Origin of the sequence: Marinobacterium weihaiense (genome assembly GCF_019061305.1) — a bacterium.
Taxonomy (GTDB): Bacteria; Pseudomonadota; Gammaproteobacteria; order Pseudomonadales; family Balneatricaceae; genus Marinobacterium; species Marinobacterium weihaiense.
Genome location: NZ_JAHQZT010000026.1, coordinates 18,948 through 33,490, shown reverse-complemented (window position 1 = coordinate 33,490; position 14,543 = coordinate 18,948). Strand labels below are relative to the sequence as shown.

Sequence of the window (14,543 nt, the reverse complement as noted above, 5' to 3'; positions counted from 1 at the left end):
CTGTCCGCGAATGTAAGTTGCTGATCCATCTGATACGTCCTCGATCATGTGCAGTCAGCATTATCCCATGTGGCGAACTTGATCACACCTTCCCTGGCCCTTGTCGTGGGATGAGTCAAATTCGGTACCGTCCTCCAGAAAGCCGCGATACTGGGCGGTAATCAGTGCGCCGCCTTTTTTCACTTCGGTGCCGGTCCCTTCGATCAGGTCTTCAATAATCAGCTGTTCACATTCGGCCATGGGTACTCCTGGTGTTATTCATTGCTGTGTGGCTGCGAGCATTGCCGCATTGGTCACAAATGACACGGCCCTGATTCCGCCAGAAACGGAAGCAGGGCCGTGAGGACGAGTGTTGCTACAGGGTGATCAGTCGTCGCGGCTGGTAACTTCCAGCAGGTGGTAACCGAACTGGGTTTGTACAGGGCCCTGAACTTCATTGATCGGGGCGCTAAAGACGACCTTGTCGAATGCGGGCACCATCTGACCCGGGCCGAAACTACCCAGTTCGCCGCCCTGTTGGCCGGACGGGCACTGGGAATGGGCCTTGGCCAGGGCGGCAAAATCGGCACCCTGTTCGATTTGATCCTTCAGAGCCTGACATTCGGCTTCAGTTGCAACCAGTATGTGACGTGCGCTTGCGCGTGCCATGGGTTTTCTCCGTAACAGTTGGGATATCAGTTTAAGCATAGTGGCCAGTGTATGTGAGCGGTTGGAGGCCGGTCAGCCATCAGTGCTGATGGCCGCCAACACCGTGCGCATGGCCGTGGGCGATTTCGTCATCCGTAGCCGCGCGCACGTCGGCGACTTCGATGTCGTAGGTCAGTGTCTTGCCGGCCAGCGGATGGTTGGTATCCACCAGCACCATTTTAAGCCCCGGCTTGATGACGGTGACCTGGCGCATGCCCTGCTCGGTCTGCACCACGGCGACCATGCCGGGTTTCCAGCTGCGCACACCCTTGGGCAGGCCCTGCAGGTGCTTGATCGGTACGCGCTGCTGCTGGCCTTCCTGGCGCTCGCCGTAGGCCTGTTCCGGTGTCAGTGTCAGGTGCAGGGTGTCGCCGGCGCTCTTGCCGGTGAGGGCTTCTTCGATCGCCGGAATCATGCCGTCATGGCCATGCAGGTAGGCGATGGGATCCGCGCCGTGATTGGTCTCGATCTGAGTATCATCGGCGTCGGTCAGGGTGTAGAAAAACTGAACGACCGTATTATCGGAAATCTGTGTCAACGCCAGTACCTCGTGCATCAGTGGGCAAAGAGTGCAGTATCCGGTTCTGCAGTCGGCTTGGCAAGAAACCCCGCCACGGCACGGTCTCAAATTGGAACTGCACGGCAAAAGTCAAGCGCCAAATTCATGATGCGTGAGCCGGCTGGCTTAACGTAGAATGGCCAGATTGGCTGAATCAATGCTAGTGTCTGCTGACAAAAGCGGCATGCGTCGGCAGCCACCATGTGAAGTAACGAAAGAGGGTGTTGAGTCTGATCGGTGCGGTGGCAATGCCTTTCCGGTTGTTCAGGCTGACTACAGGTTCATGGTAGAAGTGCATAAAAAAAACAGCGTGGCTGAAATCAGCATGGAAAACCTATTGAGGATTTTCACCGTTCCGGAAGCGCCAGGCTCTACGCTGAACCGTCTGGATAACGACATATCAGCCAATCTGGCCGGTTTTCTGCAAGAGCATATCGTTGCGGAAGAGGCCGATCTGGTCAAGATCGAGCGGGACTTCAACGAGACGCGTATTCCCGAAGACCCGATCTTCGTGTCCGAGCATACCGAGTTTTTGCTCGACAAGGTGGTGGCGCAGTCGGTACACACCTCATCGCCGAGCTTTGTCGGTCACATGACCTCGGCGCTGCCTTATTTCATGATCCCGCTCTCGAAGATCATGATTGCCCTGAACCAGAATCTGGTGAAAACGGAAACCTCCAAGGCGTTTACGCCGCTGGAGCGTCAGGTGTTGGGTATGCTGCACCGCCTGACCTATGGTCAGTCCAGTGCATTCTACGACACCTGGCTGCATCATGGGCGCAAGCGTCTGGGTGCCTTCTGCTCCGGGGGTACGGTGGCCAACATTACCGCCCTGTGGACAGCCCGCAACCGCGCCTTTGGGCCGGATGGCGATTTTCCCGGTATCAATCACAGCGGCATTTTCGGTGCCATGCGTCATTATGGCTGCGAAGGCGCAGCCGTACTGGTGTCAGACCGGGGGCACTATTCGCTGTCGAAGTCGGCGGATGTGCTTGGCATTGGCCGTGAAAACCTGATTTCCATCGAGACCGACAGTCATAACCGCATCCGTCTGGATCTGCTCGAACAGAAGATCGAAGAGCTGAAGCGGCGCCGGATCAAGCCCTTTGCCCTGGTGGGCATTGCCGGTACCACTGAAACCGGCAATATCGACCCGTTGGACAAGCTGGCCGACATTGCCGAGGCCCACGGCATTCACTTCCACGTGGATGCGGCCTGGGGTGGCCCCACGCTGTTTTCCGATCGCTACCGACCGCTGATGCAGGGCATCGAGCGGGCCGATTCGGTGACCATCGATGCGCACAAGCAGCTGTATGTGCCCATGGGGGTTGGGCTGGTGCTGTTCCGGGATCCGTCGATGCTGGAAAGCATCGAGCACCATGCCCAGTACATCATTCGTCAGGGCTCCAAGGATCTGGGCAGTACCACGCTGGAGGGCTCGCGTCCGGGCATGGCAATGCTGGTGCATGCCGGTCTCAAGATCATCAGCCGCCGCGGCTATGCCATGCTGATTGAAAACGGCATTGAGCTGGCCCGCCGTTTTGCCGACCGCATTGCGACGCTGGACGATTTTGAACTGGTCTCCGAGCCCGAACTCAACATCTTCACCTATCGCTGGGTGCCGGCCGAGGTGCAGGCACGGCTGCGGGAGGCGAAGGCCGAGCTGCGGTATGAAATCAATGAGGTGTTGAGCCGAATCACCCAGACCCTGCAGAAAGAGCAGCGCGAACGGGGCAAGGCATTTGTGTCCCGCACGCGGCTGACGCCGGAGTGCTATGACCAGCAGGCGATTACGGTGTTCCGAGTGGTATTGGCCAACCCGTTGACCACCGATGAGGTGCTGCGCGAAGTGCTGGACGAGCAGCGTGAACTTGCGGCCGAGATGCATGACAACGAAGACATGCGGGCTCTGCGGGCTCTGGTGGCTCACGCCTGAGCCAAAGCCCCGCCCCTTGAACATCAGGGAGCGGGCGTCGACCGGCGGCGCAGAATGATGCCGCGGTCGCCCACCGCATACACATCCCCTTCCGCGGTCGCGCAGACCGCGCGTAGGCCTTCCTCGGTGGGGGAGGACTCGCGTTGCCAGCGCCCGTGCTCCAGGTGCAGGATGCAGCCCCGGGTGCCGACCGCGAACACGCCTGCAGCGGCGGAGCCTGAAATGGCCAGGACATCATCCTGCACCCGGGCGGCCACCGGCTGCCAGCTGCGGCCGTCGAAGTGTGTCAGGGTGCCGGCCAGTCCCACGGCATGGATGTCTTCCAGGCTGCTGCCCCAGACACCATAAATGAACTGCTCGCTGCCGGCATTGAATTCTTTCCAGTTGTCCCCGTTGTACCGCAGAATCAAGCCGAAGTCGCCCACGGCCAGCAGATGCTGATCATCCAGCCCCCAGAGGTCATAGAGTGCCGAGGCGGTACCGCTGGGCATGCGCTGCCAGCGCAGGCCATCGAAGTGCAGGATCAGGCCTTCGTCACCCACGGCGTAGATGGAATCCGGTGCGCTGCCCCACAGGGCCAGAATGGTCAGATTCAGATGCAGATCATGGTGCAGGTGCCACTGCTTGCCATCGAAGCGATAGATACGGCCTTCCTGGCCGGCAGCAAACAGACCACTGCCCGGACAGCTCCATAGGCAGTGCACGGCCAATTCACTGGGCGGCGGCAGTGCAACCCAGTGCTCCTCTTCCCGTCGCAGCACCGTGCCGCTCTCGCCGCAGACATAGCATTGGCCATCATGGGCCTGCCAGATGCCCCAGAGCTGGCGCTTGACGGGGCTGGCCATGACCTCCCAGCGGGAGGTGGCGTGCTCAGCGCCGGGCAAGGGGGCCAGTGCATCGACAAACTCGGGCGCGGCGGTCATCAGGGTGCCGAAATCACCGGTCACCAGGGCTTCGCCTGACGCGAGGGGCGTGATGTCCATTAGATCGTGGTGGGTGTTGCTTTCCAGTTGCTTGAGGCGGGTGTCCTTGAGATACAGCAGGTAGCCCCGGTCGCCGACCATCAACACACCATCCTTGTACGCCTTGAGTGAACGCAGGCGCGGCAGACTCAGCTCTGTGTCCAGGCGGCTGAAATGGCCATCCCGGTAGCGCACGAGCTCGCCGCGAAAACCGCCCTGATCGACAAAATAGCGGCCGCCGGCTAATAGCAGTTCATCCTCGCCTTGCAGTAGCAGGCTATGAAAACCGCAGCTGTGGGGGCACTCCAGGTTGTGCCATTGACCCTGTGCGTCCCGCTTGAGTACTGTACCTTCGTTGCCGGCGGCATAGACACTGCCGTCATGGCCACAGGCTATTGCCCGCAGATTGACCCAGGTGCCGGATGTTTCCGGCTGCCAGCGTTCACCATCAAAGTGCAGGATACGCCCCTCATCGCCGACGGCCCAGGCTTCACCCTGTGCGTTGCCATCAATGGCAAACAGGGGCGTGTTTTCGGCACAGGCGGTATAGCGGCCCTGGGCTTCATCCACTACGCCGCCGTGCAGGTGCTGCCAGCGCTCGCCATCAAACTGCAGTATGCAGCCCATCCAGCCGACAGCGTGCAGACAGGTTCGTGAGCGGCCCCAGATACCATGCAGTGGCAGGGTGACCGGCGTGTCCATCAGCTGCCATTCGGCGGGGCCATCACCACGGATGTCAAAGTGATAGATGCGCCCCTCGTCACCGACGACAAAGACTTCATCCGTGCTGGCCCAGCCGGACCACAGCACTTCCCCGTCACCGGCGATAATGCCCGGCACCGGCTTCCAGGGAGCCACGCCGGGCGCCTGGGCGTCGAAGGGGTCGGTCAGCTGGCGAAAAAAGCGACGGCGGGACGGGTTGATGGGTGAGTTCATGCAGAGCTCCTGGCGCCGGGGCGCGGTTGTGCCTGGGTCAGCGACGGTTGAGGCGGGCCTGTTCCTGTTGCATTAGTTCAGCCAGATCGTCGGGGTGAATACCGTCGGGCAGGTCCCGGGGATCCAGCCCGGCCAGGCTGTCATCGCCCGCAGTCTGCATAACGGTCAGCAGTGCGTTGGTAGCCGCCTGTTGTTGTATCTGGCGGGCATGTGCGATACAGGCGTGTACCGCCGGTTGAAAGGCTTGCGCTTCCGGGCTGTCCGGAGCATCCAGCAGCAGCGGCTGGCCGCTATCCGAGGCCGTGGCCAGTGCGGGGGACAGCGGGATTTGTGCAATGGACTGGACCTCCAGCTGTGCCAGGGCCTGCGCCAGGTGAGCCCGCGGGAAGAGATGGAACTCGCCGCCACAATGGGGGCATGTCACCCCGGCCATGTTTTCCACCACGCCAATCAAGGGCAGGCCACGCTCTTGGCAGAAGCGGACCGCCTTGAGGCTGTCCATCAGCGCCACTTCCTGCGGGGTGGTGGTGATCAGGGCGGCAACGTCCTGATGCTCCAGCAGGTCGGCCAGGGTGATCAGCTCGTTGCCGGTTCCCGGTGGCATGTCGATGAGCAGAAAATCCAGCTCGCCCCAGTCGAAGCTGCCGATCAGGTGGTGCATGAAGTCATGCTTGTAGGCGTCGCGCCAGACGATAGGGGTGTCGTCCCGGTCCATCAGAAAGGCCAGTGAACCGACACGAATCGGCTGTGCCAGCCGATCATGATGGCACTGGCGTGTTTCCAGCCCGCCCGGGGTAAGGTGAACCCGCTGGCCAACCAGGTTGAAGAAGCGGCTCTGGTTGGGACCATGAATGTCGGCATCTGCAACGCCGACCCGGTAGCCTTCACGGGCCAGCCCTGCGGCCAGGTTGGCCGTCAGGGTACTTTTGCCCACACCGCCCTTGTTGGCCATCACCAGGATGATCTGGCCGATGCGCGCCAGTCGGTGCTGCAACAGCTGTTGTTCATGATGCGATTTGTCCAGTGCGCAATCCGCTTCCTGCGGACAGAACTGGCAGGCATGGCCCCGGCCGCAGTCGGCCGGGTGCAGGGTCAGCGGGTCCGTGCTGCCGGGGGTGAACTGGGATACAGACATAAGGGCATCTCCCAAGCCGGTTCAAGGGGCGGTGGTCGTATCCAGCATAATCCAGTTTTGACTGATCCGCTTGTCGCCATCGCGCTGAGCGGTGTCGCCCTGCCAGAGGGCGAACATGACCGGTACGGCCTCGCGCTCCAGGTCCACCTGATGCTCGCCGTCCACTTTCAGGGGGCGGGACATGACGACATGCCACTCGCTGTCCTGCGCGATGGCTTCACGGATGTAGGCGCTGGCGCCGGAGACCGGCTGTTCGGTCAGGCGGGTGGTGCTGCCGAAACCGCCGGCGGCCAGGTTTTCTGCCTGTTCCTCGTCGGCACGCCAGTACCAGATATTGACGGCATTATCAGGTCCGGTTCCCATCATCAATGACGTATCGGAGCCCTTGAGCGCGTACTGCACGGCCGCTCCGTCACGAAAGCGGTCGACGGCGGTGGCTCGATTTTCCGTGGCGTCTTTCCAGCGCAGCCGTACATAAAAGCGTTCGTCGGAGCGTGCCACCTGGAAGTACAGGTGCTTGGGGGTATTGGCGGTCGGGTCCATGCGCAGAATCACCGAGGTGTGTACCGGCGGTGCCGGCATCAGTTCGATGCGGTAGAGCGGCAAACGGTCCCAGATCAAGTCGTCCGGGTCATTTTGCGTGCGCAGGTAAATGGTGCCGGGAATTCGGGACACCTTGACGGTATCGCCGGGTTTGACGTCCATCGCGTTGGGGTTGAGTTCGCTGTGGTCGGCATGCACCGGCAGCCCGAAGGCCATCACCAGGCCCAGCAGGCAGGCATGGCGGAAGGCAGAGTGAATGGTCATGACAGAATCCTCGCGTCGGTCTAGTCCCAGAGCCCCTGGGGCAGGTTAGTCATCGGAATGCGTTGGCTGCCGGGCTGAGGGCAGGGCCCGACCTGTTCTTCCAGCGCATCTCGCTGATGCTCGGCCAGCTCTGGTAATACCTCGATCAGGTGTGCGAGAGTGGCGTCGAGCCCCTGTTCCGGCTCGCTGTGATAACGGCTGCGCAGTGCATTGAGCAGCGGTATCAGGTAACGGGTCAGAAAATCGCGTAGGGCGCGTCGGCAGTGGGATGGGTCTCGTCGGTTGTTCAGGGCCTGGGTTTCCAGATGGCATAGAAGAGCGCAGAATTCCAGCATTGCGACCAGATGATCGGGCTCATCCAGCATGCCTTCATCTTCCGTCGCAGCCTTGAGACCAAAATGCTTGTAGAACGTCTGTACATTGAGCAGGTAACTGGCCTGGGCTTCACCTTTGAGCAGAATCGGGTAAGCGCTGGCAACCAGCGGTACCCGCGGCTTGCCGCGCCGGCCATGGATGAAGGTGGCCATGTAGCCCACCTCCAGGTCGGTCTGGCTGGCGCTGGCGGCCAGCAAGGGGCAAGTTGGCTCACCCAGTGTGGCCAGCGCCTGCTCCATCAGATGGGCAACACGACCCGATTCGATGGCCTGCTGGGTTTCAGCCAGCGGGTAATCGAACAGGGCGGCTGCCAGGCGAAACAGGACGCCGCGGGCGTGTACACACTCCAACTCGACCGGTACCTCAGATATGTGATTCATACCGGCCTCCTCAGCTGAGCTTGAACATTTCGGCATGCTTGTAGCCGATCAGCGTATCCATCAACTCACTGTCACGGCCTTCAGCCTTGGCCTGGCGTTCGGCCCCGAGTGTTGCAAGCACCTCGCCAACCCGATCACCGAACAGGCTTTCCAGATACTCCAGCGGAATGCGTGATTCATCCAGGGCTTCGCCATTCGGTCCGTACTTGGAAGGTGACATGGGCGGCACATAGAACACGTTGGGCTGGGTGCCCCACTCCGGATGCAAGGGGAGAGCGACCTTGTATTTCTCCACCAGCAGGTGGATGGGCCCTTCCTCGTCATCACGGTAGCCGATCCAGCGAATACGGCCGACGCACTGCTGGGCGCAGGCGGTGGGCAGGCCCTTCTCGATGCGCGGGTAGCAGAAGATGCATTTCTCGGACTTGGAGATCTGCTCGTTGAAATACACCTTCTTGTAGGGGCAGGCGTTGACGCAGTAGCGATAACCGCGACAGCGCTCCTGGTCCACCAGCACGATACCGTCTTCTTGGCGCTTGTAAATCGCGTTGCGGGTACAGGCTGCCAGGCAGGCCGGGTTGGCGCAGTGGTTGCACAGCCGTGGCAGGTAGAAATAGTAGCTGTTGGGGTATTCGCCCAGCCCTTCATCCTCGTCCCAGTTGGCGCCCCAGGTGGGTTTGACGTTGGGGCGCAGCCAGGGATCGGTGCCGGTCATCAGCGCTTCTTCGTAGTTGTACTCCCAAGGAATACCATAGTCGTCCTGGCTGGGCTGGCGCCCCAGGCGCAAGCCGCCGTTTTCATCGAAGCCGCCGCCCATGTTTTGGTAGTCGCGGGGGTAGCCCTTGCCGGGTTGTGTTTCCACGTTGTTCCAGTACATGAACTCTCGGCCGTTGCGGTTGGTCCACATCAGTTTGCAGGCCGCGGTGCAGGTCTGGCAGCCGATACACTTGTTCAGGTCCAGTACCATGCTCAGTTGACGTTTGACAGCCATGACAATCTCCTCTTATACGGCCCGTGGGTCGCTGATTTCATCCGCCGTGGCCAGCGCGATGTCGTAGCTGCTTTCATGGATCACCTGGTTGGCGTTCCACATGGCGTAGATGAACTTGAGGTGGCCCCAGCCGCCCACCAGCTCCAGCGGCTGCAGCAGGGTGGCATGAGAGTTGTTCATCGGCTTGCGGTGGATGTACTGGTGCGGCTCCCAGCCGTGTTCCATCATGATCGAGTTGACCGGGATGCTGGGGTAGAATTTGGCCTGCGCGAAGAATTCGCCGTTGTCATTGAACAGCTTGACCCGGTCGCCATCCTTGATGCCGCGCTGTTCGGCCAGTTTGGGGTTGATGTAGATGTTGGGTTCGCCACGCTGCAGGCGGAGCAAGTACTTGTTGCTGCGCCAGTTGGAGTGAATCCCCCAGCGCGCATGCGGCGAGTAGAAGTGCAGCGGAAACTTGGACGCCTCGGGGCCGGCATAGAGCCGTGCTGTAGGGACAGTGGACTTGAGCCGTTCAAAGCGAGGATGGTCGACATAGAAAGTGATGCGACCGGTCAGTGTGTCATAGGGCTTTTTGCCATCGGTTTGCGCCGTGAACGGGTTGTAAGGCTGATCCTTCTGTAGCGGCTGGTTGGTACCGGCATGTTCGTTCATGACGATAAAGCCACGCTCGGCTGCTTCCTCAAAGGTTACGCCGTCGAACTCCGGTGAGTTCTCCACGATGTAGCGGCAGGCATCCAGTGCCGTGTTCAGCTTGCCGTTCATGGTGTAGTCGTCGTGGATCGTATGCAGGTCACGGGTGACGTCACCGTCCTGGATCGGGCCGATGCCGCGGGCGATGGCACGTTCCTGAATTTTCTTGGTCAGCAGCGCCATAATGTCCCAGTCGGGCTTGGATTCGCCCACCGGCGGCACCGATTCGGTGAACACGTTGCAGAAGCGGTGGTAGCCCTGGGTACGCAGATCCCAGGCTTCGTAGTGGCTGGCCGCTGGCAGTACGTAGTCGGCCCACTCGGCGGTGGAGTCCATGCGCACGTTGACGTTGACGTACAGTTCACTGGCCTGACGCAAATGTTCATCGCGGTAGTGCTCGGCCAGCTTGTTGCGGCGGAAGGTGTTGTCGGCGATGGAGATCATGCCCTTGATTTCGCCGTAGTACGGCATCCAGCCCTCGTCGATGGACTCCTGCATCATCTCTTCCATCTCGTCCACATCGAAACCGACCCGCTCCTTGAGCTTTTTGTTGTCGAAGTGACGACGGATACCGTCCATCATATCGCCGCGAAGCACCTCACCCAGGCCGCCGGGCTCGTAACGTGCGGACTTCTTGCCGTCAAAGGTGGCCAGTTCGGTCCATTTCGGGTGATTCCATACTACCCAGGAGGTATCCAAGCCACCGGTGCGGCCACCATGGCCGGTGAGGGCCAGTGCCAGGGCATACCCCCAGCCGATATACAGGCAGTTGGAGTAACTGGAGGTGATGTAGCCCAGCATGATGATCGCCTTGCGTGACTTGGCCATCAGGCGAGCTTCGTTGCGCACCACGTCGGCATTCAGACCGGTCTGTTTGCGGGTTTTCTCCGGCGGGTATTTGGCCGCCTCTTTCTTAACCTGTTCGAATACGGTGGTGACATCGATGCCGTTGACCTCAAAGGTGCCTTCCAGCGCCGGGTCTACATCGCCCAGTTTCAGATCCTTGTCTTCGCTGCCCATGGAGCCCTTGGCCATGACCGCCTGGTTGGTGTTCAGGTCCCAGTGGTAGAACACCTCGTCCGAGCCGCCATCAACCAGATCGCTCTCACGCAGTAGCTTGCCGTTGTCGCGGCGCACCAGCATCGGCAGGTCGGTCTGTTCCTTCATGAATTCGGGCTTGTACAGCTTCTCTTCGATGATCACGTTGACAAAGGACATCGCCAGGAAGGGATCCGAGCCCTGCTCGATTGGCATCCACAGGTCGGTATGGATGGAGCTGGGGTTGTAGTCCGGTGCCGTGCTGATGATGCGGGCACCGTTGTACTTGGCTTCCCAGATGTAATGCGCATCGGGTATGCGAGTGGCGTTGGGGTTGATCATGCCGAGCATGATGTAATCGGCATCGAACCAGGCATCGGAGGTAAAGCTCTCCAGCGGGTTGCCGTAGGCCAGGTGAGCACCGGTGTTGAGGTCGCCTACCACGGTGAAGCCGTCCAGCTGGATGCCGCCCACCAGCGAGGCAAAGCGGTTGGGGCCGGACTGTCGCACCATGGTCTGGTTGCCCGAGCCTTGGTGAGTTTTCAGTTTGCCGGGGCCGTACTTCTCGAAAATATCAATCACCTTGTCGGCAATTTCTTCGGTGGCCTGGTCCCAGGAAATGCGCTGCCATTTGCCCTCGCCCCGTTCGCCGGCGCGTTTGAGCGGATGGCGCAAGCGATCGGCCTCGTACATGGAAGTGGAGTGCACGGCGCCTTTCTGGCAACCACGGGGGTTGGCGTCAGGGACATTTGGATTGACCATGGGGTATTTGGCGATCTGCTCTTCGCGAATCACCAGGCCGTCTTTGACGTAGACGTCCCAAGCGCAGTTGCCCATACAGTTGATGCAATGAGCGGCATGACCGATATGGTCCCAGTCCCATTCGCTGCGGTACAGGTCTTCCCAACTGCGGTAGGGATATTCACTGGATAGGGTGTTGCGTATCGGTTCGAGCCGGTTCAGGGCCCAGCCCTTGCCGCTGACCACAGCCCCTGCCGTGGTGAGACTCAGTCCCTTGAGGAAGTTGCGGCGTTTGAGTTTCCACATGTGCATGTTCATGCCCTCCTCGTAGACCGGCCCGGGCATCCTGTGGAGAGTCGGTCATTCTGGTCATTTTTTAACCAAAAATAGCAGTCGATTTGAGAGGGGGCGTACAAAAACCGAGTTGCCTTTGTTTAAATCAATCGGGTTTTGACTTGTATCATGCTCATCTGTTTGACTTTTTACTCTGGCGTGAAATTAATGCATTTTGCTTGGTCTTATCCATCAAGCAGCTCATGTAATGGATAAAACTCAACCGGCTCGCCTTCGCGAACCGGCTGCCGTGGGGGAATTCGAATCAGGCCGTCACACTGCAGTAGCGAGGATAGGGTACCCGAGCCCTGCGGCTCGACCAGACTGACAGTGCCGTCCAGGCCGCGCCGAGCGCGCAGGTACTCTTCACGGGTATTGGTATGCTCGCGCGCAAAGGCGGCCTGCAGTACCCAAGGCCTCTGGTCGGTGGTGTGGAGTCCTTGTGCCTTGCATAAACAGGGGCGTACCAGCAGGGCAAAGGTGACCAGTGCCGCACCCGGGTTGCCGGGCAGGCCGAACAGAGGCGTACGGCCAATCTTGCCGGCAGCGAAGGGTTTTCCCGGCTTGAGGTTAATTCGCCAGAGATCCAGCTGGCCCAGATCCTGAATGGCGGTCTTGACGTGATCTTCCTCACCGACCGAAACACCGCCAGTGGTCAGGATGATGTCGACATGCTCGGCGGCTTGGCTGAGGGCGTTACGCGTACTGGCCCGGCTATCGGCCACGGGGCCCAGGTCAAGTGTTTCCAGCCCCAGCTGGCGCAACAGGCACAGTACCAGATAGCGGTTGGAGTTATAGATTTGCCCCGGCTTCAAGGCGACGCCTGGATCAGCCAGTTCATCACCGGTCGACAGCACTGCCACCCGCAGGCGTCGATACACTTCGACCTCCGCCCGACCGATGGAGGCCAGGACACCAATGGCCGTGGCATTGAGCCGAGTACCGGCCGGCATGACCACCGTCCCCCGGCGAATATCCTGTCCGCGCGGACGAATATTGCTGCCCGCTGCCGTGTCGGGGGCAATGAGAACCTGGTTGTTTTCAAGCAAGGTTCTTTCTTGCATTACCACCGTATCGGCCCCGGCGGGGATAGGGGCGCCGGTAAAAATGCGTGCCGCTGTCCCTGGAGTCAGGGGAGGCGGTGCCGTGCCGGCCGGAATGCGTTGGCTGACCGGGAGGGGGGTCGGTTGATTGGGTATCAGGTCGGCATGACGCAGGGCATAGCCATCCATGGCACTGTTATCGGTCGGCGGCACATCAACCGGCGCGCAGCATTCACGGGCCAGCACCCGCCCGTGTGCCTGCAGCAGGGCACAGGGCTCGCGTGGCAGGCGGCACTCGATGCCGGCCAGCAGCAGCTCAAGGGCACTGCCCAGCGGTATCAGGCCCGGTTGGGAGCAGGGGTCAGTCATCGCCGCCTTCCTGACGTGCCAAGCGATCTTCCAGTGCACGCTGCAATGTTCCGACAAAGTTGCAAGGGCGGTAGCGGGCATCCAGCTGCTCGCTGATGATTTGGTCCCAGCCGGTACGGCAGGCACCGGTCGAGCCAGGCAGGCAGAAGATCAGCGTGCCATTGGCCAGCCCGGCCAGGGCCCGTGACTGAATAGTGGAGGTGCCGATTTCCTCATGTGAGAGCTGACGAAAAAGTTCACCAAAGCCTTCGACCTGCTTGTCGAGCAGCGGCATGATGGCCTCCGGTGTGGAATCTCGATGTGAAAAGCCGGTACCGCCGGTCACCAGGACCACCTGTGTGGCAATATCAGCAATCCATTCCGATACGCGGGCTCGCATCCGGTAGATGTCATCCTGCACGATGTCGCGCGCGACCAGATGATGCCCGGCGCTTTGCAGGCGCTCCACCAGCATGTCACCGGACGTGTCATTGGCTGCCGTGCGCGTGTCGGATACGGTCAGTACACTGATGTTCAACGGTACGAAAGTCGAGGTCGTGGTCTTGGACATGGTGACTCCGTCAGGCGGCTTCAGCCGCCGGTCATGTTCATGAAACGCAGAATCTGGGGGGCTTCATCCAGGTTAAACTCGTGTCGCTCCGGCTTGATGGCCATGGCGTCAACCAGTGTTTGATGCAGACGCTCGGTATTGCCGGGATACTCACGCAATATTCGGCGCAGATCGACCGAGTGCTCATTGCCCAGGCATAGCAGCAGGCGGCCTTCCACGGTGACGCGTACCCGGTTGCACTCGCTGCAGAAATTATGGCTGTGTGGCGAGATGAAACCGACACGGATGGCGCTGTCAGCCATGCGGAAGTAACGTGAAGGACCACCGGTGCGATCAGTGGAGGGGGTCAGCGGGTAGCGGCTGCTGATGCGCTCGCGCAGCTCGTCACTGGAACAGAAGCACTCGGCACGGCCATGCTCGGAGATCACGCCCAGTGGCATTTCCTCGATAAAACTGATGTCTAGTCCCGAGCGGCGGGCAAACTCGACCAGATCCAGTACCTCGTCATCATTGCGCCCTTTAAGGACAACGGTGTTGAGCTTGATACGCTTGAATCCGGCACTGCGCGCCGCTTCTATGCCGTCAAGCACCTGTTCCAGACGGCCGTGACGGGTCAGATGAGCGAAGCGCTCTGACTGCAGTGAATCGAGGCTGATATTGAGGCGTTGCACGCCGAATCGGGCCAGATCCTGCGCTCGCTTTCTCAATTGTGAACCGTTGGTCGTCAAGACCAGTTCGGCCGGAAGTTGGCCCAGGCGCTCGACCAGGGTCATCACGTCACGTCTGACCAGCGGCTCGCCGCCGGTCAGACGGATCTTGTTTATGCCCAGGCGGGTGAAGGCGTGGGCGACATCGTACAGCTCTTCCAAAGACAGCACCTGATCGTGGGGGAGAAAGCGCATCTTTTCAGTCATGCAATAGACGCAACGCAGGTCGCACCGGTCGGTGACCGACAGGCGCAAATAAGTGACATGGCGACCGAAGCGGTCTACAAGCCGGGAGGACATG

General features: G+C 60.4%; 13 protein-coding genes. 1 reads left to right on the top strand and 12 read right to left on the bottom strand.

Going from position 1 to position 14,543, the window contains the following annotated elements:
* Window positions 1-60: 60 nt before the first annotated feature.
* The 3 genes from KTN04_RS14405 to KTN04_RS14395 all read right to left on the bottom strand — a co-directional run bounded on the left by KTN04_RS14405 (window position 61) and on the right by KTN04_RS14395 (window position 1,243).
* On the bottom strand, window positions 61-240 hold the full coding sequence (locus KTN04_RS14405; RefSeq protein WP_254262574.1) for an FKBP-type peptidyl-prolyl cis-trans isomerase: 180 nt from the start codon (window positions 238-240) through the stop codon (window positions 61-63).
* Between the two features lie 126 nt (window positions 241-366).
* A complete protein-coding gene (locus KTN04_RS14400; protein ID WP_217335930.1) occupies window positions 367-648 on the bottom strand; it encodes a peptidylprolyl isomerase in 282 nt (93 codons plus the stop codon).
* A 79-nt stretch (window positions 649-727) separates the two neighbouring features.
* A complete protein-coding gene (locus KTN04_RS14395) occupies window positions 728-1,243 on the bottom strand; it encodes an FKBP-type peptidyl-prolyl cis-trans isomerase (protein WP_217335929.1) in 516 nt (171 codons plus the stop codon).
* A gap of 286 nt (window positions 1,244-1,529) precedes the next feature.
* Between KTN04_RS14395 and panP the strand changes: the two genes are divergently transcribed.
* Window positions 1,530-3,182 carry a pyridoxal-dependent aspartate 1-decarboxylase PanP gene (gene panP, locus KTN04_RS14390; RefSeq protein WP_256449095.1) on the top strand — a complete coding sequence of 551 codons (1,653 nt, stop codon included), beginning with the start codon at window positions 1,530-1,532 and terminating at the stop codon, window positions 3,180-3,182.
* 23 nt (window positions 3,183-3,205) lie between these two features.
* Here the strand turns inward: panP and KTN04_RS14385 are convergent, their stop codons facing one another.
* The 9 genes from KTN04_RS14385 to moaA all read right to left on the bottom strand — a co-directional run bounded on the left by KTN04_RS14385 (window position 3,206) and on the right by moaA (window position 14,542).
* Window positions 3,206-5,080 carry a WD40/YVTN/BNR-like repeat-containing protein gene (locus tag KTN04_RS14385; RefSeq protein ID WP_217335927.1) on the bottom strand — a complete coding sequence of 625 codons (1,875 nt, stop codon included), beginning with the start codon at window positions 5,078-5,080 and terminating at the stop codon, window positions 3,206-3,208.
* Between the two features lie 37 nt (window positions 5,081-5,117).
* The gene (locus KTN04_RS14380; protein WP_217335926.1) at window positions 5,118-6,215 is read right to left on the bottom strand and encodes an Mrp/NBP35 family ATP-binding protein; all 1,098 of its coding nucleotides are present in this window, start codon (window positions 6,213-6,215) and stop codon (window positions 5,118-5,120) included.
* A gap of 21 nt (window positions 6,216-6,236) precedes the next feature.
* A complete protein-coding gene (locus KTN04_RS14375; RefSeq protein WP_217335925.1) occupies window positions 6,237-7,022 on the bottom strand; it encodes an ethylbenzene dehydrogenase-related protein in 786 nt (261 codons plus the stop codon).
* 20 nt (window positions 7,023-7,042) lie between these two features.
* Window positions 7,043-7,777 carry a molecular chaperone TorD family protein gene (locus tag KTN04_RS14370; RefSeq protein WP_217335924.1) on the bottom strand — a complete coding sequence of 245 codons (735 nt, stop codon included), beginning with the start codon at window positions 7,775-7,777 and terminating at the stop codon, window positions 7,043-7,045.
* A gap of 10 nt (window positions 7,778-7,787) precedes the next feature.
* A complete protein-coding gene (gene clrB / locus KTN04_RS14365; RefSeq protein ID WP_217335923.1) occupies window positions 7,788-8,768 on the bottom strand; it encodes a chlorate reductase subunit beta in 981 nt (326 codons plus the stop codon).
* Window positions 8,769-8,780: 12 nt separating this feature from the next.
* The gene (clrA, locus tag KTN04_RS14360) at window positions 8,781-11,552 is read right to left on the bottom strand and encodes a chlorate reductase subunit alpha (protein ID WP_254262572.1); all 2,772 of its coding nucleotides are present in this window, start codon (window positions 11,550-11,552) and stop codon (window positions 8,781-8,783) included.
* A 206-nt stretch (window positions 11,553-11,758) separates the two neighbouring features.
* Window positions 11,759-12,985 carry a molybdopterin molybdotransferase MoeA gene (locus KTN04_RS14355; protein WP_217335922.1) on the bottom strand — a complete coding sequence of 409 codons (1,227 nt, stop codon included), beginning with the start codon at window positions 12,983-12,985 and terminating at the stop codon, window positions 11,759-11,761.
* On the bottom strand, window positions 12,978-13,535 hold the full coding sequence (gene moaB, locus KTN04_RS14350) for a molybdenum cofactor biosynthesis protein B (RefSeq protein WP_217335921.1): 558 nt from the start codon (window positions 13,533-13,535) through the stop codon (window positions 12,978-12,980). Before moaB ends, KTN04_RS14355 begins: the two co-directional genes overlap by 8 nt.
* 20 nt (window positions 13,536-13,555) lie before the next feature.
* Complete coding sequence (gene moaA / locus KTN04_RS14345; RefSeq protein WP_217335920.1) at window positions 13,556-14,542, bottom strand: GTP 3',8-cyclase MoaA; 987 nt, start codon at window positions 14,540-14,542, stop codon at window positions 13,556-13,558.
* Between the last annotated feature and the right edge of the window lies 1 nt (window position 14,543).